Below are 20284 nucleotides of genomic sequence, written 5' to 3' on the forward strand. Positions count from 1 at the left end.
GGGGAGCGGGGGTCGGTGTCGGTCGAGCTGGCGCTGCTGGCCCCGGCGCTGCTCCTGCTGCTGTCCTTCGCCGTTGTCGCCGGCCGTAGCCAGGTCGCCGAAGCCGCCGTCGCCGAGGCCGCTCGCGCGGCCGCCCGGGAAGCGTCCCTGTCCCGCGATCCCGCCATCGCGACGGCCTCGGCCACCGCGCAGGCGGAGCGCACCCTGGCCGCTCAGGACCTGCGATGTGAGCGCACCGCCATCGATGTCGACACCGCCGGCTTCCAGGCACCACCCGGCCAGCCCGGCGACGTCACGGTGTCGATCACGTGCGTCGTCGGCATGGCCGACCTGCTCGCGCCCGGCCTGCCCGGATCGGTGAGCGTGGACGCGACCTTCACCAGCCCCGTCGACGCCTACCGCGAACGATGACCTCCCGCGAGCGCCCACAAGGCCAGGACGCCGAGCGCGGGGCCCTCGGCGTCTTCCTCACCGTCCTCGTCCCTGGGCTGCTGCTGATCATCGGCCTGGCCGTCGACGGCGGCGTGAAGGTGGCCGCCACTCAGCGCGCCAACGCCATCGCCGACGAGGCCGCCCGCGCCGGCGGCCAAGCCCTCGACGTCTCCGCCGCCCTCGCCGGGCAGGTGCTGGTGGACCCAGCGTCCGCGGTCGCCGCCGCGCAGGACTATCTCGACCGCAATGGCGTGCAGGGCGGGGTGACGGTCGTGGACGGCGACACCCTGACGGTGACCACGACGATCACTGAGCCCACCACCTTCCTCGGCCTCATCGGCATTCAGACCATGACCGTGGAGGGCTCCGGGATCGCCGACCTCATCACCGACCAGAGCGGGGGAGCGGGACCATGACCACCACACCGCGGTCGCTCGACCTGCTGCGCCGGCTGCTCGCGCTTCTGGCTCTGGTAGCTGCACTTGCTGGCGTCCCGACCGCGCTCTGGCAGCTCGGCGCCGCCTACCTGCCGACGGCACTCCCTTCATGGGAGCAGGTCACGGCTGCGTTGAGCGGGCCGGACACCGGCGCGGTCTTCCTCGGCCTGCTCGTCGTGATCGGCTGGGCCGCGTGGGCGGTGTTCGCCCTCTCGGTGGCCGTCGAGCTCGCCGCTCAGTTGCGCGGTCTCCCACCGCTACGGCTGCCCGGCCTGGCGGCACCACAGCAGCTGGCCGGCCTCCTCGTTGCCGCCGTCGTCGGCGTCGGGGGTGCGCCCCTCCTCGCCGCCCCGGCGATCGCGGGACCACCCGTGGTCGCGGAGCAGCCGACCGACGAGCCGCCACCACTACCTGCCCCATCACCGGATGCCGAGCCGGCAGAGCCTGCCGCGAACGGCCCCACCTACACCGTGCAACCGCGCGACACGCTCGGCCGTATCGCCGCCCGCTCCCTGGGGGACTGGGCGCGGTTCGAGGAGATCCTCGAGCTCAATCGCGGTCGCACCCAGCCCGACGGCGCCGTCCTGGCCGACCCGGCGCTGATCCGCCCCGGCTGGGTCCTGGTCCTCCCAGCCGACGCCACCCCGCCCGAGGCTGGAGCAACCGCCGTTGAGGTGACGGTGCAGCCCGGCGACACCCTTGCCGACATCGCCGAGCAGCAGGGGCTGAACGGCTGGCAGCCGATCTTCGACATCAACGCCGGCGAACCGCTTCCCGGCGGCGGCCGGTTCACCGACCCCGACCTGATCCGCCCCGGGCAGGTCCTCGACCTCCCACCCGCCGAGCTCGCAACCCCCGACCCGCCTCCGCCGGCCGCTCCGGAACCACCCGCCGAGGACGCGCCGCCGTCGCCGCCCCCGCCGAGTGAGGCCGAGGCGCCCATGCCGGCCGAGCCCTCGCCGACACCACCGGTCTCGCCGCCATCGGCGAGTCGTTCCGACGAACCAGCACCACCGGCAGCCGACAGCCGCGATGCCGAGGCCGACCAGTTCCCGTCGGAACTGGCGGCCGTCCTCGCCGGCAGCGGGGCGTTGCTCGCCGCTGGCACGGGTGTGGCGTGGCTGGCCCACCGCCGCCAGCGGCTGCGCCGCCGGCGTACCGGCCGACGACTGGCCCCGGTGCCGCAGGAACTGTCGGCCACGCAGACGGCCGTGACCTCGGCTGCCGACGCGGGCACGGCCGACTACGCCGCGCTTGACCTCGCTCTGCGCAGCCTCGCCGTCCGGATCTCCGACGACCCTGACGGGCGGCTGCCCGACGTCGTCGCCGCCCGCCTCCACGACGGCCGACTCGACCTCCGGCTGCACACCCCCGCCGACCGTCCGCCGCCCGAGCCGTGGACCGCCGACGACACCGGCTTGTGGTGGTCGGTACAGCTGGACCAGGACACGGGCGTCGCTCCCGAGGTGGCCCGGGCACGCCTGGCGCCCTACCCGACTCTGGTGACCATCGGCGTGAACGGCGCAGACCGCTGGCTGCTGGACCTGGAACGCCTCGGCGCCGTGTACATCACCGGACCGGCCGACCGGCGTCAGGACTTCGCCCGGCACTTGGCCGCCGAACTGGCCGTCAACAGCTGGTCGGACCTGCTGACCATCACTCCCGTCGGCTTCGGCGACGAGCTGGTCGACCTGGCACCACACCGCATCCACCCTGTGGACACACCCGCCGACCCCGAACTTCGCTCCACCCTGTGTGAAGCAGTCGAGCGCGACTCCGACGACCTGCTGGACGGGCGGCTACGAGCCGGAGCCGGCGACGGCTGGATGCCGCACGTCGTCCTCACTCCACACCGAGCGCGTCAGGACGACGGCGAGCTGGCCGAGGCCGCCGCCGTCCTGCGGGGCTCGGAGCAGCGCGCAGCGCTCGCACTCGTGCTCGGCGTTGAGCCGGCACAGGCCAGCGACGAGGGGCTGCTCACGCTGACCGACGACGGATCGCTGCTCGTCCCGGCACTCGGACTGCGGCTCCCCGCCCCGCAGCTGACCGCCCAACAAGCTCGCGACATCGCCACCCTCCTGTCGTTCGAGCGCGACGCGATGGACGACGCCATCCCCGCATCCGGCGGGGACCGGCCGTGGCAGGTCCACACCGACGCCGCCGGAGCGCTGCTGGATGACGCGAAGGCGGAGGAGCCCGGCGACGCTCCGCACCGCCTGCCTCAGCCACGGCCACCCCGCCGGGCTTCTGCTGGCGGCGCCGCACTCGGGCCGGTGCCGCCGGAGGACCGCCCCAAGGGTTCGGATGGCAACGGCGTGAAGTCGCCAGGCCAGTCGCGCCCGACCGAGCTGCGTCAGCGGATCGAGGACGACCTCGAGCAGCTCGACCGTGATCTGGCGGACTGGTGGTCGTCGGACTGCGCCAGGCCCCGGCTGAGCCTCCTCGGACCGGTCACCCTGCGCGCGCATGGCGACGAGCACGCCGTCGCCAGGTCCGGGCGGCGGCGCCGCTACGAAGAGGTGGTCGCCTACCTGGCCACCCGCCCGCACGGCGCCACCGCCGACGAGGCCGCCACCGCTTTGCAGCCGGCCCGCGGCGGCAAGACCGACCCGGTCAGCGTCCGCGCCTACGTGCACCGGATGACCGCCGGTGCCCGCGCCTGGCTCGGCGACGACCCGGCGACCGGCGAGAAGCATCTAAGCTCCGGCTACCGCGGCCGTTACACGCTGACCGGCGTGCTCGTCGACGCCGACCTCTTTCGCCAGCTGCGCGCCCGTGCCGAAGTTCGCGGCGACGACGGTCTGCCCGATCTGCTTGCCGCACTCGAGCTGGTGTCCGGACCGCCGTTCGCCCAGCGTCCCGCGGGTTACGAGTGGCTGGACGGCCTGGACCTCACGCTGACCGCGGGCATCTGCGACGTCGCCCATCAGGTCGTCACCGCTGCTCTCACTGGCGATGACCTGGCTGCGGCCCGCGCCGCCTCCGCAACTGCCCTTCTCGTCGCGCCGGACGACGAGAAGGTGCTGCTCGACGCGATGTGGGTCGCCTACCACGAGGGCAGCCGCGCCGAGGCCGAAACCTACGTCGCACGCATCGTGGACATTCACGATGGCGAGGATGAGATGGACCTGCCCATGAGCACCGCGGAGGCCGTCAACCGCGCCCGCCGACAGTTCCTCGACCGAGCCTCTTAGTAGGGGCCGCAGCGCCATGCCGTATCCGCCCCGACCGCAGCTGCGCCCGCTGCCGGCGTTTGGCGGAACCGCCGCACCGGCACCGTGCCCAGCCAGCGGCTGCAGGCGCAGCTGGAGGCCTTCGTGCTTGCCGAGTACGCCGTCGGCCGCTCGCTGCGGGAGATCGCCGAGTTGATCGACCGTTAAGGGCACGGTCAAGACGCGGCTGGCGACCTCGGCAACCATCAGCCAGTGGGCTGAGGGCTTGGCGGGATAGAAGAGCGGGGTTGTGGCCCCCCACGACATGACGGCACGGTCTGGGGATGGTGGGGCACCGTCGCAGAACTACCCTTCCTGACCTGGCCTCCGGGTCCAGAGGCCGACGACGCCGGAAGGGTGGGCCGCCATGGTTTCGCACGCGCCTCTGACCGTCGACGTCACTGTGACGAAGGCCAGTGCTGACGACCGGGACGTGCCGGTCGGAGTTTTCGAGTGGACGATCAGCGCAGTCTTGTGTCCGCAATGTGTCGCCGGGCCCCTGCTTAGACCCCCTTCTGTTCAAGCGAGCGCTCTTGTAGGAAGACCCACGAGGACAGCGGTCACGGAGTCACCCGGGTTGAAACGGCGATATGCGGTCCTGCGGCGTACTAGGCCGCGTGCGCCAGAGCAGCCCTCGACCGTGCAGGATCAGAGCTGTCCGTGACCCTGAACCGGCTGTCGTCGAAAGTTGTCGATCTGTGTGAGCGGGCGGACGGAGTCGGTGACCCGGTCTTGGCCGACCATGCCGCGCGGGTCGCCGCCACGGTGCGCGAGCCGCTCTGCCTCGCCGTCGCGGGCCGGGTCAGCTCGGGGAAGTCCACCTTGGTCAACGCTCTGCTGGGGCGGCGGGTCGCCCCCACCCGCGAGACGGAATGCACCAAGCTGGTCACCTGGTACCGCCATGGCCCGGTCGAGAAGGTGGACGTCGTCCTCCGCCGGGGCGGCACCCGCACCGTCCGGCTCACCCCGGAGGGACGCCTGCCGGAGGACGTGGGCGCGCCGACCGCCGACGTGGAGCGGCTCGAGGTCCGCCTTCCGGTGGCCGCACTGGAGAGGTTGACCATCGTCGACACCCCTGGCCTGGCCTCGGCCACCGGGGGACACAGCGCCCGCACCGAGGCCGCCCTGGGCACCGGCAGGCGCGACGACGCGGACGCCTCCATGATGGACGCGCGGTCCACCGAGGCGACCGGTCGGGCCGACGCGGTGCTGTTCGTCTTCGCCGCGTCGCTGCGGGCCGACGAGCGGGACACGATCGGCGCCTTCCGGCGGACGACGTCGCCCGTCGGCTCGCCGTCCCCGGTGAACACCCTCGGCGTCCTGACCAAGGCCGACCTGCTCACCGATCCGGGGGACGACCCATGGCCGGTCGCCGAGCGGCTGGCCGCCGACTTCCGCACCCGTCTGGTCCACGAGGTGACCGAGGTGGTGCCGGTCAGCGGCCTCCTGGCCGAGACCGTGGCGGCCGGCGCGTTCACGGAGGCCGACGCCGACGCGCTGGACCTGCTGGCCGCGCTCGACGACCGGAGCCTGCGCCGCCTCCTGCGGACCGCGGACGCCTTCCGCACCCGCGACGTCCCCGTTTCCGGAGCCGTGCGGGCGTCCCTGCTCGCGCGGCTGTCCCTGTACGGCGTCGACACGGCGATCGCCGCGGTCCGGGGGGGCGCGCGGACCGCGGCGGGCCTCACCGCTGTCCTGGCCGGCCGGTCCCGGCTGCAGGACGTCCGCGGCGTCGTCGAGAAGACCTTCGCGGCCCGGGCGGACGCCCTCAAGGCCTCCGCCGCCTTGGCGCGGCTCGGCCGGATGGCGTGGGACAGGTCCCTGTCCGGCGAGGGGCGCGCCTGGCTGGGGGACCAGGTCGAGCTCCTCCGCCTGGACCCGGCGATGCACGCCATCGCGGAACTGCACGCCCTGGGCGAGCTCACGGCGGGCCGCGCCCGGCTGCCCGGTGACCTGGAGGTCGAGTTCCGGAGGCTCGTGGACGCCGACCGGGAGGACGGTCCGGTGCCCAGCTCGCACGCCGAGCTGCGCGGCCTCGGGGAGCGCTTCGCCCGGTTCGCGTTCGACGCGGCCCCCGCGGACGCCCACGTCGCCAGGGTCGCCGCCCGCAGCATCCACCTCCGACGCACCGACGGGAGCACCCGATGACCGCTGCGCCCGCCGGTACCGGCGCCGGGACGGCGCGTGTCCCGGTCCGGCAGGGGCTGCTCACGGCCGTGCTCGGCGTCGTCCTCGTAGCCGGGGCCGTGACCCAGACCGCGTGGTGGGTCCGGGACCTCGGCACGGGGGCGCTCGCCGCCCGGGCGGCCCTGGTCCTGGCCGCGGCCCTCGGCGGCGCCCTGCTGGCGCTGGGCCTCCGGGACGCCCTGGCCCGTCCGGCCGCGGCGCCGGCCGTCCCGCAGCCGCCGGTGCCATTGCCGGTGCCGCAGCCGGTGGTGGCGGCCCCGCAGCCGGACGACGGTCTGGTCCGCAGGGTCCTCGAGGTGCGGGACCTGCTGGACAACACGGCGCTGCGCGCCCGGCTCGACGACGGGATCCGCAGCGCCGGCTTCGAGCTGATCACGCCGGCCCCGGGCGAGCCCTTTGACCCGGGTGTCCACACCGCCGTGGACACCGAGGCGGCGACCGACGGCGCCGCCCCGGGGACCATCGCCGCGGTCGAGCAGGTCGGGCTGCTGCAGCAGGGCCGCCTCTACCGGCGCGCCGCGGTCGTCGTGTGGGAGGAGGCGCGATGAGTGACCCGGCCCGTGCGGCCCTCGACCGGACGATCGCCGGGGTGCGCAGCGCGGTCGCCGCCGTGGACGACCGGCTGCCGCGGGAGATCGACGAGGCCGAGGCGTCGGCGCGGGCCGCGGGGCGGACGGTCGTGGTCGTGGTCGGCGAGGTAAAACAGGGCAAGTCCTCGCTGGTGAACGCGCTCGTGGGCCGACCCGGGACCTCCCCGGTCGACGTCACCGTCACGACCTCCACCTACCTGCTGTTCCGGTCCGGTGGACCTGAGGGCGCGACCCTGCACCTCGCCGACGGCGCGCCGCCGGTCCAGGTGCCCGTCGCCGACCTGCCGGCGTGGGCCACCCCGGACGCGCCGGCCCCGGTGCGGTACGCCGAGGTCACGGTCGCCGCGCCGTGGCTCGACGACCTCGTGCTCGTCGACACCCCCGGGGCCGGCGGTCTCGTCGCGGCGCACGCGACGGCGGCGCTCGAGGCGGCCGGCCGGGCGTCGGCGCTGCTCTTCGTCACCGACGCGCTCGCCCCGCTGTCCGGGGTGGAGCTGGACTTCCTGCGCCAGGTGTCCGAGCGCGTGGAGACGGTCGTGTTCGCGCTGACCAAAATCGGTCCGCAGCCGGGCTGGTCGGCGGTGCTGGACGAGAACAAGGCGAACCTCGCGGCGGCGGCGCCGCGCTTCGCCTCCGCTCGCTGGGTCGCCGTCGACTCCCGGCTGGCCGCGCAGGCCCTCGAGAGCCTCGACGCCCACCCCTCCGAGGTCGGCTCCGCGGCCGGCGTTCCCGACGAGGACGTGACCGACGCGCTCGAGGACTGGGAGGAGTCGGGGGTCGGCGAGCTCCTGGACGTCGTGCGCACCGAGCTGGCACCGGCGGCCGAGACGCTCGCGGCGGCGAACACCTTGCGTGCGGTCCGGTCGATCGCCGCCCGGGCCGACCGCGAGCTGGCCCTGCGGCTGGCGCAGCTGCAGGCCGACCCCGCGCTCGAGGAGGCCGTCGCCGAGCACCACCGGCGGCTGGTCGAGCTCGAGGACGAGCAGCGCACCTGGGCCCCGCGCCTGGAGAAGGACCTCAACCTGCTGCGCATCGACATCAACCGGCAGCTGGCCACCCGGGTCGACGACCAGCGGGACAGGTGGTCCGAGCGGCTGCGCACCCTGCGGCGGGCACCCGACGACGCGACCTTCGCCCGGCTCTGCGACGAGCTGCAGGGGGACCTCGGCGTCATCGGCCGGGACGTGCTCGCACTGACCTGCACCCGCTTCCGGGCGGTCGCCGGCGAGCTGTTCGCCGAACTGGCCGACACGGCGTCGGTCGTCACGGCGCTGGACAGCCTTGGTACGGACGCCGTCCTGCCGTCCCCGAGCCGCCTCCCGCCGAACCGGTCCCACGGGGTCAAGGACACGATGGACCTCTACTACGGGTGGCTGATGGGCAGCGGGCTCGGCGGGGGTGCCGGTGCGGCGGTGGTCGCCCTCACCGGCCTCGGGCCGCTCGGCTGGGCCCTCGGTGCGGTCGGGGGCGTCGCCGGGATCGCGCTGCGGCACTGGGTGACCCGGGACAGCGGGCGGCAGGCCGACGTCCGCGCGGCCCTCACCTCGTGGATCACCCAGGCCGAGGCCGAGATCCGCTCGGAGGTCGAGCGCAACACCGTCCAGGCGCGCTTCTCCCTGGCCGAGGCCTTCCGGGCCGCGCTGCAGCAGGCCAAGGCGGAGGCCCAGGAGTTCCTGGACGCGTCCAAGGCCGCTCGGCAGCGGTCGGCGGCCGAGCTGGCCGCACAGCGGACGGCCCTTGAGACGCAGCGCAGGACGCTGGCCAAGCACGCCGAACGGGTCGACACCCTGCTGAGGTCGCCGCTCGCCGTTCCGCCCGGGCGGCGGACGGCTGCGGTGAGGTGACCATGACTCCCGACCCGCCCGGCCCGGAGGACGTCCCGGACCGCACGGACGGCGGCTGGCGGCCGGACGACGGCGCCACGTCCCTCGCCGGCGAGGGCGTCGGCGGGACCCCCGACGACCCGTACGCCCACGAGCCCGCGGACCACGGCGCGCCGGAGGCCGCAGACCCCGGCCACGGCAGCGACCACCCCTCCGACGAGGACGACGGCCCGGACGACGACCCGGACGGGGACCCGGAGGACGACCCGGACGGGGACGAGGACGGCGACCTGGGGTCCTGGTTCGCCGGCGACTGGGTCGACCCCTCGGTGCTCCCCGGCGGGACGGACACCGACGCCGACGACGACCTCCCCGGCGACCCGGAGATCGCGCAGGTGGCCCAGCTGCTGTGGCGGCGGGCCGCTCCCGGGATGCCACCGCCGGCCGACGCCGACGACACCGGGACGCTGCTCCAGGCCGTCTCCGACCGCGGCCGGGACGACCTCGACCAGCAGGCGGCCCGCATCCTCCTCCGCATGCTTGGTGGGGCCGGCTCCTGAACGGGTGCCGGGGGTGGCGCGGAACGAGGATCCCCTCGCCGCTCCGGCGCTCTAGCGTCCACCCATCGCGACCGACCCGCAGCGAGGAGGCCGGAGATGACCGGCACGGGCCAGGGGACGCCGGTCGTCGGGCGGGCCGACACCATCGCGGCGATCAGCGGCGCACTCGAGGACGCCGGGGTGCAGCTCGTGGCCGGCCCGGCGGGGATCGGCAGGACCACCGTGGCCACGGCTGCCGCGGACCGGACCGGGCGGGAGGTGTGGGCAGGAGGGGGGCTGCCCGCCCTGGCCGACCGTCCCGGCCTGGCCCTGGCGCGTGCCGTGCGGGTGCCCGTGCCCGCCGAGCCCCAGGACGCGGCCACGCTCGTCGTCGCCCTCACCCGCGACGGGGTCCTGCTCCTCGACGACGTGCAGTGGGCCGACGCGCACTCGGTGCGGGTGACCGTGGCGTCGGCGGCGGCGGTCCGCACCCTGCTCTGCGTCACCGAGGAGGGTCACGAGGCCGGTGGGGCAGGGGACGCCGGGACGTCTGCACCGGTCGCCCGCGCAGCGGCCCGCACCACGTTCCGGCTCGCCCCCCTGGCCGACGCCAATGTCGCCGCACTCGTCCGGCGGGCCGACCCGGCGGCTCCCGAGGACGACGTGGCGCGGATCGTGGCCGCTGCCCGGGGGAACCCGGCAGCGGCCCTCGCCCTGGTCGCGGGGGACAGCCGTTCGGCCCGGCGGGCTCTCGCCGTGCGCGCCCGGGCCCTCAGCGTGGCCGGCCGTACCGCGCTCGTCGTCCTGGGGCTTCGCGGCCGCCCCACCCGCGCCGGGCGCCTCGGACCGGGCGCGGCGGAGCTGGTGGACCACGGCCTGGCCATGCCGGCGGGTCCGGGCGACGACCCCCTCCTGGCCTTCCCCTCGGCCGCCACCTACGCCCTGGCCGGCACGCTGGCCTCCGCCGAGGCGCTCGCGGCGCTGCACCGCCACCTCGCCGCGGTCAGCCGTGACCCGTGGGACCGGGTCCGCCACCTCGCCGGGTCCGGCGATCCCGAGGGCGCCGTCGGGCTGGCGATCCGGGCCGCCCGCGAGCTCGGCGCCGGCGAGCGGGCCCGCCTCCTCGCCTTCGCCGCCGGGCTGGCCCGGGGCGAGCGCCGGCGGCAGCTCTGGCAGGCCGCGGCGGAGGCCGCCGATGCCGCCAGCGACGGCGAGGCCGCCGCCCACGCCCGCCGCCAGGCGGTGCGGGGTCGGCTCACCGACCGGGAGAGCGAGGTCATGACCCTGGTCGCGGCGGGCATGACCACGGCTGCCGTCGCCCGCCGCCTGCTCGTCTCCGCCGAGACGGTGGAGACGCACGTCCGTTCGGCCGTCGCCAAGCTCGGCGGGCGCAACCGCACCGAGGCCGCCGTCCTGTTCGCCGCGGAGGGTCGATGACGGACGACGTCCCGCCGCCCCTGCTCGTCGCTCCCGACGAGGCGGCGGCGCGGGTGGCGGCCGCCGCGCTGCGGGACGAGGGCTGGACGGTCACCGGTCCCGACGCCGTCCCGCGGGAGCCCTGGGACCTGCGCGACCGCGGGCACGTGGTGGCGATGACGGTCGGTGACGCCGCCCTCCCGGACGCCGTCGAGCTCGCGGTCCGGGGGGCCGGGCTCGTGGTGGTGGTCGACGTCGCCGACCCGGTGAGCGTGGAGGCGTTCCTCGACCAGCTCCACCGCATCGGCCTGGTCGGCGAGGCGGGGACGGCCACCCGGCCGGTCCCGGTCCGGGCGCTGACGGCCGAGGAAGCAGCGGTGCTGGACGCGCTCGCGGACGGCGCGTCGATCCCCGAGGCCGCAGCGCGGTCGTTCCTGTCGCTGCGCACGGCCAACCGCCGGCTGGCCTCGGCCCGTGCCGCGCTGGGTGTGGCCTCCACGCGGGCGGCGGTGCTCGCGCACCGGGCGGCCAGGGACCGCCGGTGACGGGGGCCGCCGGTGACGGGGGCCGCCGGCCGACCGCCGTCCCGTCAGTCGCGGGTGAGCACGAAGCGCCAGCGTGCCTCGGCACCGGGGCAGGTAGCGCCCGAGGAGTGCTCCGCGTAGTCGCCGGTCAGGCTGCCGTCCTCGCCCGAGAACCGCAGCAGCCACCCCGTGCTCGCCGGCCCCGCTCCCTCGCACACCGCCGCGCGTCCTGCGGGGACTATCCCCTTGGCGGTGTGCCTGCCGAGCGGGTCGGCGGGGGACAGCGGCGCTCGGTCGTAGCCCCTGCGGGCTACGACCGAGCACGGCGACCCGGGCCGCTCGGGGCAGTCGATGGTCAGCTCCATGGGGAGCGTCTCGGGGCAGGGGGCCTCCGTTCCCCGGCACGAGCGCAGCACGGCCGTGCCGGTCCAGGACCCGTCGAGCCCCGTGGCGGGTGCGGCCCCGGTCGGAGGGGTCGGGGACCGCGGGGGAGCGGCCCCGGTGGTCGGCGGGGGCGCGGCATCCGGGGACGGGCGGGGCTCGAGGCCGAGCGTCAGGTTCACCGCCAGGACCACCGCCACCGTGACCAGGGCCGCCAGTCCCAGCACCGCCGCCAGGACCCATCGGTGGTGCCCGGGAGGCGGCGGGACCTGCGGCGGCGGGGGAGCGCCGGGAACGGCCCACGCGGAAGCCGCGGGGGAGGGTGCTCGCCCGGTCTGCTGGGGGTCGGTCACCGGGGTCCTCCCGTGCGCTGGGGCGCGCGGCCCGGGGCGAACCGGACCGGGTGCGCGCCCGTCGTGAGGCGGGGAGGGGACGTTACTGCTGGTGAGCGGTGCCAGGCCGGTTCCGCGCAGCCCGGCGCGCGGGACACCGCCGGACCGGATCGGGGCCTACCATCCCGCGTCATCCTGCGACACGCCGGCCGGACGGGGGCGCCGATGGACCAGCGGTCACCTGGAGGTCGCCCGGGCGCGCCTCTGCACCTCATCTGGCTGGTGGACTGTTCCGGCTCCATGCAGCTGGACGGGAGGCTGCGAGCCGTCGACGGCGCCATCCGCGACGCCCTCCTGCACTGCGCGAGCATCGTCTCCCGCGATCCGCGGATCCGTGTCCTCATCCGCGCGCTCACCTTCTCCTCCGGCGCGCGGTGGCACGTCGCGCAGCCCGTGCCGGTGGAGGACCTCACCTGGCCCGCCCTGCCCCCGGCCGGCGGTTACACCGACCTGGGCGCGGCGCTGCGCGAGGTGTCGGGTGCGCTGGGCGCGCTGCCGGAGGACCCGACCGCCCTGCCGCCCGTCCTCGTCCTCGTCTCCGACGGAGAGCCGACCGACGAATACCAGATCGGCCTCCAGGTCCTGGCCTCGGCACCGTGGGGAGCCCGGGCGCAGCGGTTCGCCGTGGGCATCGGTCCGGACGCCGACCTCGCCGTCCTGCAGGAGTTCCTCGGCCGGCCGGACGCCCGCCCCGTGCATGTCGCCCGGCCGGACCACCTCGCCGAGGTGCTCCGCGCCGTCTGGAGCGGGGCTCACCAGGCAGCGGCGGCGCGGGTGGGCCCCGCGGTCGCACGCCCAGCGGGTCCACCGCGCTCCGATCCGGTGAACGGGATCCGGCCCGTCCGGTGGGAGCGGGGGACACCGGAGCGGGCCCGGGCCGGACCGTCGGCCGCCATCGACTTCGGCACCACGTACACCTCGGCCGCCGTGCGGGACGCCGCAGGCACGGTGACCACCATCGCCTTCGACAGCGGCCACACCCGGTACCCCTCCGGGGTGCTGCGGCAGCCCGGCGGGTCGTTGCTGGTCGCTACCCAGGCCGAGGCCCAGGCGGCCATGCACCCGCACGCCTTCGAGCCCACCCCGAAGCGGCTCGTCGGCCACGAGACCGTCGTCCTCGGTGGCGAGGAGATGGCCGTGGTGGACCTGGTCGCCGCCGTCCTGCGGCACGCCGCCGACGAGGTCCACCGGCAGCACGGACGCGGTCTGCCGGTGGTGCTCACCCATCCCGCCGACTGGCGCGGGGCACGGCTGGGGATGCTCGTCGATGCGGCCGGGCGCGCCGGCCTGGGCGAGGTCACGCTCGTCCCCGAACCGGTCGCCGCGGCCGCTGCCTACACCTCGGGCGACTCGGTCGCGGTCGGGGCGCTGGCCGCCGTCTACGACCTGGGAGGGGGCACGTTCGACGCCGCCGTCGTCGAGCGCACCGACGACGGCTGGCGGCTGGCGGGGCCACCGGCCGGCATTGACCCGCTCGGCGGCGTCGACTTCGACCGCCTCCTGCTCGACCACCTCGGGGACGTCGTGGCCGACCGCAAGCCGGAGGTCTGGGCCAAGCTGGACGACCCGCCCGACATGGCCTGGCGGCGCCACCGGCGGGAGCTGCAGCGCGAGGTCCGTGCGGCCAAGGAGGCGCTCTCCGCCCATCCGGCCTGGACGGTGTACGTACCCGGCGCCGAGGAATCGGTCACCGTCACGGCCGAGGACTTGGAGCGGCTCATCGGCCCGCTGGTCGACCGCAGCGTCGAGCTCATGGTGGCCACCATCGCCGAGGCCGGGTGCACGCCCCGCGACCTGCATGCCCTCTACCTCACTGGCGGGTCCTCGCGGATCCCGCTGGTGCACCGCCGGCTCTGGGACGCGCTCGACACCGAACCACGCACCCGTGCCGACCCCAAGCTCGTCGTCGTGACCGGGGCGCTCGGTTGACCCCGCGCCGCTGGTGCCCCGGTGGCCGCGAGCCTTGCCGTGCCAGGGGCCGCCACCTACCTTGTAGCGACCTCCAGCCAGACGAAGTGGTGCCGGCATGACGACGCCCACGGACGCCCGCGACGTGCTGACCGAGTGGGTGCGCCGGTGCGGGCCCTCCTTCCTCGACCAGCCCCGGCGCGTGCGGGCCGTCCTGCACGACGCCGTCCCCTCCGCGTCTCACCAGACGGCACTGCTGTCGGCGGCCCTCGAGCACGGCGTGGCCCGGCGCGTCCTCGACACGCCGCCCGATCGGCTGACCGGCGAGCTCGATCGGCTGACCGCGGAGCTGGTCGAGCGGCGTGGCCTGACGCGGCTGGACGCGGCATGGGCGGTGGGCACCGTGGCAGCGGCGCTCGGAGCGTCGAGCGGCCAGGAATCACCGGGGCCCGGAGCGGGTCATCCCTCCTCGGGGCACCCCGGCCGACCACCGTCTCCTCCGCCGGGCACCGGGACGCCGGCCGGCCGGTCGGTGCGGCGCAAGTGGTGGCTCATCGGTGCGGCGGCCCCGGTCGTGCTGGTGTCGGTCGTCCTGGGCGTCATGCGCACGATCCCCCAGCCCGACCCGCCACCCGAAGACGTGACGGGCACCGAGACCGGCAGCGGCACCGGTAGCGGCACCGGCACCGGCACCGGCTCGGGCAGCGACACCGGGACCGGCAGCGGCTCGGGCAGCGGCACCGGGACCGGCAGTGGTGGGGGTGACGACCCCTGTGCCCTGCTCACCAGCAGCGAGTGCGCAATCTGGGAGGAGCTGCCCGGCGACCTGTACGCGCAGTGCAGCGGGATCAACCCGGTGCCGCCGGCCACGGCCGGGCTGGGCTGCGTCGTCCCCGGCACGTACCGGACGGGGGAGAACTACAGCCGGGACCTGGCGGTCTACGAGTACGCGGACACGTTGGACCGTGACGCAGCCGTCCAGGGGCTCGGCCAGAACCCGTGCGACACGTTCACCATCAAGAGCACTGCCGGTGCCGTGACCGACACCGGCACCCTCTACTGCTTCCCCGACCAGGACGGGATGGCCCTCCTCGTCTGGACGTACGACTCGAAGCCCTACGAGGTCTGGGCCAAGGGTGTGAACCAGGACGTCGAGGGCCTCGTCAACTGGTTCTTCACCATCCCGCATCCCTGACGGTGGCGGCAGATCGGTCCGGCGTCCTCGACGGGGCGTCGAGGTCGGTGCGTACCACGTGCCCCGCGGGAACGCGCGCAGGTCGGGCCCGGCCCGTGGCGCAGGCCTCGTGCCTGCATGCCGTCCGGGAGGACGATCCGGCGCCGTCCTGCTGCCAGGACCCGGCGGAGGAGTGCGCACGAGCGTGAGGTCGGCCCCGGGGGATCGTGGCGCTGGAGCGGCACCACGGGCTGCGGGAGCACCTCCGGTCGCCGCTGGAGCGCGCCGTCGCGGTCAGCTCGCGTCACCGTCCGCTGCTCCCGGCTGCCCGCCCCGGTGCACCGGATCGGCGGGATCGGCGGCGGTGCTGGCCGCGAGCTCGCTGCGCAGCTCCACGAGCAGCAGACCCAGCACGTTCGCTCCCGTCCCGCGGGGCCCCCGCCCCCAGAAGGAGTCGCGCGGGCTGGCCTCGACCAGCCGGGCGTCGCCCGTGCCCACGAGTAGGACGCCGAGTGCGGGGTGCTGGGTGAACTTGGCGCGCAGCGCCGTCCGCATGACGTCGACGCGGACCGACATCCAGTCCCGGCGCACGTGCCGGTGCAGCTGCCGGGCGAGATCGAGGGCTGCGCGAGGGCTGGGGCAGGTGCGGATCCGCTCGCGCAGCCCGGCATCGGCGAACTTCGCCGCCTGGAAGTAGTGCTCGGTCGTCGGCCACCGGAGCCCCTCGATCAGGACCGGGAAGGGCGCGAAGTTGGTGAACTCGAAGAACTCCTCGTCGGGCGCGAAGAAGCGCAGCTCGTCCACGTCGTCACCTCCTGGCGGCCGGCCCGGTGCCGGTGTCCTGCGGTGGCGGGCAGTGTCCCTGGCGGTGACCGGAACGTCAGCGGTTCGCCGGGTGGTAGATGGGCGGAGGGCCCGAGAGGACGATCCCGGAGTAGCGGTCGGCCAGCCGCGCGTAGCCCTCGATCGGCTCGCCGTCGGCCAGGTTGAGGTAGAGGTCGGTGAAGACCTCGAAGCCGATGAGCGCCGCACGGAACGGAACCGGTTCCAGGAGCCGGAACGCGACCGAGGCGAGCCAGTCGTCGAGTGGCCGCCGCCAGGCGAAGGAGTGCCCGTCCTCGGTCGGGTAACCGCACACGCGCGGATCGATGCGTCCCAGTGCCCCCAGCGGTACGCCGAAGTAGAGCCAACCCGTGCCGTCCTCGTCCAGCACCGGGCCGCTGTGACAGACCACGCGGTGACCACCCGGCAGGCGGACGACCCCGTCCCCGGCCGTGGCGTCCCTGCCGGTCACCTGCCACACGGCCTGGTACGCGCGCTCGAGCAGCGCCTGGTCCGCCGGCGCGTACCGGACCAGGAGTTCGTAGTCGCCACCTGACCAGTTGTCCGGATCCGCGGGATCCGCCGGGTCGAACGGCACCGGCTCCGAGCGGCCGTGGGGGATGCCGGGGAGCGCGCTCGGCCGCCGACGACCGGAGCGACCGGGTCGGGCGCGCCACGGGGGAGCAGGCATGGGGGCATCGTCTGCCCGACCCGAGGCCCGGGCATCCCCTTTCCGTGCCACCGCCCCGCGGCCTCCGGCCGGCGCGGTGCTCGGCCGTCCTCGGCGGCCGTCGCCCACCCGCCGGCGGGTGCGGCGGAGAAGAGGGCTGCGACCGGCCCGATGGCACGGAACGGGGATGGCGGCGAGGGGTTGCGGTCCTACTGTTCGCCGGTGTACGGGCCCCACCCCGGAGCCCGGGTCGCAGAGGAGACGATCCCCATGAGCCTGCACGACCCGCTGGGTCTGGACGACTCGGCGTCTCAGGACGACGGCACCCTGCAGTCGTCGGACCGGATCACCGTTTCGTCGTTCGGAGGCGACGGCGCCTTCGACACGGGTCTCCCGGACCTCGACGACACCGGGGTCGTCGACCCCGCGACGGGGGAGCCCACGGTGGACGCCGGCCCGGAGCCGTCGGACGGAGGCCTGCCCGGGTTCGACGACGTCGACCCCGCGTCGGTGGACTTCCCGCTGGTGGACCCGGCGTCGGTCATCGTGGACCCGGCGGCCGTCGTCGTCGGCGAACCGGCCGAGGACGCGGAGTACTGGCTGTACCAGGGGGACGGCCAGGGCACCTGCGCTCCGACGGCCGTCGCCATGGTGATCGCCGACGTGCTGGACGATCCGCTCGTCACCAACGAGGTCGTGCTCCAGCGGGCCCTCGAGCTGGGCCTGATCACCCACGACCCGGCCGCCGACGGCGATGCCGGGACCGACTCGGCCGGTGACTGGTCGGGGATCGACAACACCGGGATGATGGTGCTCTGCGAGGAGTTCGGCCTCGACGTGAGCTCGTCGTTCGGGGACACGAACCAGCTGATCGACTCCCTGGACAGCGGCCGGGCGGTCATGGTGGGCCTGGATGCCCACGAGATCTGGTACGGCGAGGACGACGCCGGCGACCAGGGCTACGACGACAACCACGCCGTCGTGGTCACCGGCATAGACCTGACCAACGGCCTGGTGTACCTCAACGACCCCGGCACCCCGGAGGGCCGGGGTGCGGTCGTGCCGCTGGCGCAGTTCGAGGACGCCTGGGCCGATGCCGCCAACCAGATGATCTTCACCGACGTCACCGAGGACCAGGCAGCGGCCACCGTCGACCTGGGCGGTGCGCCGGTGGAGGTCCCGTCGGGAACCGGGCCCGAGGTGTACCCGGACGCGGCGGGTGCCGGCCTGGCGGCCGCGCCGGCCGACCGACCGTCGCTCGTGCCCGAGGACGCCACCGGCCTGGTCGTGCTGCCGTTCACCTTCGTGCCGCAGGTCGCCGACGTGGTCTCGGCGGACCAGAGGGGCACGAGCGAACCGGATCGGAGAGGTGCCGGCGGGTTCGACGCGAACGCCGACGGCATCCCCGACCCGACCCTCATGGACATGACCGGGGAGGGGTTGGACGACAGCGTCGGACTCGACTCCGACCAGAACGGCATCTTCGAGGTCTTCGCCACGGACCTAAACCACGACAGCATGATCGAGGCAGTAGCCATCGATCAGGATCAGAACGGTGTCCCAGAGGTTTTCATGGCGGATCAGAACCGTGACGGCAGTCTCGAGACGACGGCGGTCGATCCGAATCAGGACGGTGTGCTCGATTCCGCCTCCTCGCTGTACGGGACCTACGGCAATCCCAATGGTCCGGCAGGCGGGATCGAGGTGACCGCCAACCCGGACGGCTCCAGCAACATCAACATCGGCCCGGCCGACAGTGGGCTGAGCCCCGCTGGGGGGTACGGCCCACCGCTGGGATTCGGTACACCGGTCGGTCCAGGTGCCTCCGAGCCGTACGACTACAGCTCCTACGACCGGGACAGCGACGGCGACCGCATTCCCGACGCCCGGGACCCGCAGCCCACGGCTCCGTACGCGTCCCAGTCGATGGACCAGGACGGCGACCGCATTCCCGACGCATCCGACCACAACCCGACGTCCTACGGGTCCTGACCGCTCAGTCCCGAGCCACGCACGAGGTGGGTCGCCCACCCGACGGTCGGCAGGACATGCGGGTTTCGCGCCCGACCTGCCGCCCGCCGTCGGGAGGTCAGCAGCTCAACCGTTCCTTGTGCGGCGTGTGAGCGTCCCGAGCGCTGCGCTCGGTCGGCGGTCGTCTGACTGCTGACTCGGAGACGAGCAGTCGACGCGGTGGGTGAAGTGGTGCGGTGGCGCCCCAGCACGACGTCGTGCGGAGCGCCTCACTGTCAGCGGGTCGAGTACACAGGACGATGCCCCGTGATGGGGCCATCCGGGTCAGCTCGGGAGCCGCGCCGTCCGCTTGACCCTGGGGACGACGCCGCGTGCCGGCGCCAACAGGCGCTCCGACCTCTGTCGCCGGCTTGCTCGGAGCTCGACGCCGGACGGGCACCGCTTCGTTCGCGTCCGCACGATCTCCGGGCACGACGTCACCAGAGGAGTGCGGCGACCCCGCGGGCCAACGCGGCGAGCCCCTCGCCCGGCTCCACCTCCAGCGGGACGGTGACCCGCCAAGCGCCGTCCGCATCCGTCGCGGTCAGCTCCACCTGGAGTCGGATACGGCGTCCCGCATGCTCGGCCCTGACGGCCAGGGAGCCCTCGAACGACCGCCAATGGCGAACTCCGGCCCACCCACGAAAGTCGCGGGTCAGATCTTCCAGGAAGTGCGGCAGGCCGTCTCCATCGAGGGTGCGGACCCACACCGTGGCCAGCAGATCCGGACCTCGAGCCGTCACGCCAACGTCGATGACCTCGTCCCCGAAGGGCCGGACCGCGCGCGTGAGAGCCACTGTCACGTCGCGTTTGTCCGCTGAGGCGAGGACGATGCCCTCCGCCGAGTCCGTCAAGCCGAGGTACCCGGGTGAAGAGTGATGGTCATGTGCGCACAGCTACCCTGGTGGGGCCGTTGGTATACGCACTAGTCCGGCATGCGAGGAAGCCGTTTCATCATTGCTTCGATCTCGGGCACCAGCTGCTGAGCGATTGAAGCGATGTCCGGTAGAAGACCGGAAAGCTGATCAAGCGCGTCCGAGGCCATCTGTCCGCGAAGATCACTTCCTGCTGACCACGCGTTGAGGTCTGCCTCGATGTCCGAAAGCCTCCCGGCGAGTTCGGTGTCCTGGCGGAATGTCGCGAGGTTGTGAACGAGCTCGATGATCTGAAGATCCTCGTCTGGCATTCGCTGCTCTCCCTCCGCTTACCCATACCGTAGTCCGACGCCAGTCGCGTAGCCGAGGGCGGCGTCGTCAGCGCCGCCCGCAGGCCACGGCCCTAGGTGTACTCGGCCATCAGGTTGGTGCCAGGCGGCTGATTGGAGTGCGCCCGCCGAACGCGCTGTGGCGGCGCTGAGTGTTGTAGTGCTCGATCCACGGAGCATGGGCGGCTGAGCGTTGGTCGTTGCTGGTGAAGGCCTGCCGGTAGGCCCATTCGGTGGCCAGGGTGCGGTTGAGGCGTTCGACCTTGCCGTTCTGCCAGGGGCAGTTATGGGAAGTCTCCAACATTCCCCGTGGTTCGGTGGGCGTGGCAGGAATCGAACCTGCTAAGCGCGAGGCACCGGGTTTACAGCCCGGCCCGACTCTCCATCGTCGGCGCACGCCCGAGGTTGTCATGTTCGGGTAGTAGCCCAGGCTACCGCGTACGTCACTAGTCCTACCCGTCGTTGAGCGCGCCTGGCGTACCGCTGAGGCGCCGACCAAGCGCCGCGCCACGGTGATCAACCTTGATGCGACCCCCATGCTGCGGTCGGCGGCCGTGACATCG

General features: G+C 74.3%; 17 protein-coding genes, 1 tRNA gene and 1 pseudogene. 12 read left to right on the forward strand and 7 right to left on the reverse strand.

Annotated features, from left to right (window positions below):
• The first annotated feature begins 15 nt into the window (after window positions 1-15).
• From CHB98_RS14045 to CHB98_RS14090, 9 genes are all read left to right on the forward strand, one after another.
• Entirely contained in the window at window positions 16-411 is a 396-nt protein-coding gene (locus CHB98_RS14045) for a TadE/TadG family type IV pilus assembly protein (protein WP_089306220.1), read from the forward strand.
• On the forward strand, window positions 408-848 hold the full coding sequence (locus tag CHB98_RS14050) for a TadE/TadG family type IV pilus assembly protein (RefSeq protein WP_089306221.1): 441 nt from the start codon (window positions 408-410) through the stop codon (window positions 846-848). The genes CHB98_RS14045 and CHB98_RS14050 overlap by 4 nt, the downstream gene beginning before the upstream one ends.
• Entirely contained in the window at window positions 845-4063 is a 3219-nt protein-coding gene (locus CHB98_RS14055; RefSeq protein ID WP_089306222.1) for a LysM peptidoglycan-binding domain-containing protein, read from the forward strand. Before CHB98_RS14050 ends, CHB98_RS14055 begins: the two co-directional genes overlap by 4 nt.
• A 750-nt stretch (window positions 4064-4813) precedes the next feature.
• The gene (locus CHB98_RS14065) at window positions 4814-6229 is read left to right on the forward strand and encodes a dynamin family protein (RefSeq protein WP_143425088.1); all 1416 of its coding nucleotides are present in this window, start codon (window positions 4814-4816) and stop codon (window positions 6227-6229) included.
• The gene (grpE, locus tag CHB98_RS14070) at window positions 6226-6816 is read left to right on the forward strand and encodes a nucleotide exchange factor GrpE (protein ID WP_089306224.1); all 591 of its coding nucleotides are present in this window, start codon (window positions 6226-6228) and stop codon (window positions 6814-6816) included. The genes CHB98_RS14065 and grpE overlap by 4 nt, the downstream gene beginning before the upstream one ends.
• On the forward strand, window positions 6813-8702 hold the full coding sequence (locus CHB98_RS14075) for a GTPase (protein ID WP_089306225.1): 1890 nt from the start codon (window positions 6813-6815) through the stop codon (window positions 8700-8702). The genes grpE and CHB98_RS14075 overlap by 4 nt, the downstream gene beginning before the upstream one ends.
• A 2-nt stretch (window positions 8703-8704) precedes the next feature.
• On the forward strand, window positions 8705-9241 hold the full coding sequence (locus tag CHB98_RS14080; RefSeq protein ID WP_089306226.1) for a hypothetical protein: 537 nt from the start codon (window positions 8705-8707) through the stop codon (window positions 9239-9241).
• A gap of 96 nt (window positions 9242-9337) precedes the next feature.
• Window positions 9338-10657, forward strand: a complete 1320-nt coding sequence (locus CHB98_RS14085) for a LuxR C-terminal-related transcriptional regulator (protein ID WP_089306227.1) — start codon at window positions 9338-9340, stop codon at window positions 10655-10657.
• The gene (locus tag CHB98_RS14090) at window positions 10654-11181 is read left to right on the forward strand and encodes a helix-turn-helix domain-containing protein (protein WP_089306228.1); all 528 of its coding nucleotides are present in this window, start codon (window positions 10654-10656) and stop codon (window positions 11179-11181) included. Before CHB98_RS14085 ends, CHB98_RS14090 begins: the two co-directional genes overlap by 4 nt.
• A 44-nt stretch (window positions 11182-11225) precedes the next feature.
• On the opposite strand, the gene CHB98_RS21690 is transcribed toward CHB98_RS14090, so the two are convergent.
• Window positions 11226-11525, reverse strand: a complete 300-nt coding sequence (locus tag CHB98_RS21690; protein WP_179224503.1) for a hypothetical protein — start codon at window positions 11523-11525, stop codon at window positions 11226-11228.
• Between the two features lie 630 nt (window positions 11526-12155).
• Between CHB98_RS21690 and CHB98_RS14100 the strand changes: the two genes are divergently transcribed.
• On the forward strand, window positions 12156-13862 hold the full coding sequence (locus CHB98_RS14100; protein WP_179224505.1) for an Hsp70 family protein: 1707 nt from the start codon (window positions 12156-12158) through the stop codon (window positions 13860-13862).
• A gap of 97 nt (window positions 13863-13959) precedes the next feature.
• Window positions 13960-15036, forward strand: coding sequence for a hypothetical protein (locus CHB98_RS14105; RefSeq protein WP_089306231.1), 1077 nt, complete (start codon window positions 13960-13962; stop codon window positions 15034-15036).
• Window positions 15037-15309: 273 nt separating this feature from the next.
• Here CHB98_RS14105 and CHB98_RS14110 read toward each other — a convergent pair whose 3' ends face one another.
• Window positions 15310-15819, reverse strand: a complete 510-nt coding sequence (locus CHB98_RS14110) for a riboflavin biosynthesis intermediates N-glycosidase (RefSeq protein ID WP_089306232.1) — start codon at window positions 15817-15819, stop codon at window positions 15310-15312.
• Window positions 15820-15895: 76 nt separating this feature from the next.
• Complete coding sequence (locus CHB98_RS14115; protein WP_089306233.1) at window positions 15896-16435, reverse strand: hypothetical protein; 540 nt, start codon at window positions 16433-16435, stop codon at window positions 15896-15898.
• Window positions 16436-16777: 342 nt separating this feature from the next.
• On the opposite strand from CHB98_RS14115, the gene CHB98_RS14120 reads away from it, so the two are divergent.
• Complete coding sequence (locus CHB98_RS14120) at window positions 16778-18499, forward strand: C39 family peptidase (protein WP_179224506.1); 1722 nt, start codon at window positions 16778-16780, stop codon at window positions 18497-18499.
• Window positions 18500-18954: 455 nt separating this feature from the next.
• Here CHB98_RS14120 and CHB98_RS14125 read toward each other — a convergent pair whose 3' ends face one another.
• From CHB98_RS14125 to CHB98_RS14140, 4 genes and pseudogenes are all read right to left on the reverse strand, one after another.
• Window positions 18955-19371 (reverse strand): DUF6228 family protein, encoded by a 417-nt coding sequence (locus tag CHB98_RS14125; RefSeq protein WP_089306235.1) that lies wholly within the window; start codon window positions 19369-19371, stop codon window positions 18955-18957.
• A 71-nt stretch (window positions 19372-19442) separates the two neighbouring features.
• Complete coding sequence (locus tag CHB98_RS14130) at window positions 19443-19703, reverse strand: hypothetical protein (RefSeq protein ID WP_089306236.1); 261 nt, start codon at window positions 19701-19703, stop codon at window positions 19443-19445.
• Window positions 19704-19812: 109 nt separating this feature from the next.
• A pseudogene (locus CHB98_RS14135) lies at window positions 19813-20007 on the reverse strand (integrase core domain-containing protein); the annotation flags it as partial.
• A 32-nt stretch (window positions 20008-20039) separates the two neighbouring features.
• Window positions 20040-20122: transfer RNA gene (locus CHB98_RS14140), tRNA-Tyr, on the reverse strand.
• Window positions 20123-20284 lie beyond the last annotated feature (162 nt).

Origin of the sequence: Geodermatophilus pulveris (genome assembly GCF_900188375.1) — a bacterium.
In the GTDB taxonomy this organism is placed as follows: Bacteria; Actinomycetota; Actinomycetes; order Mycobacteriales; family Geodermatophilaceae; genus Geodermatophilus; species Geodermatophilus pulveris.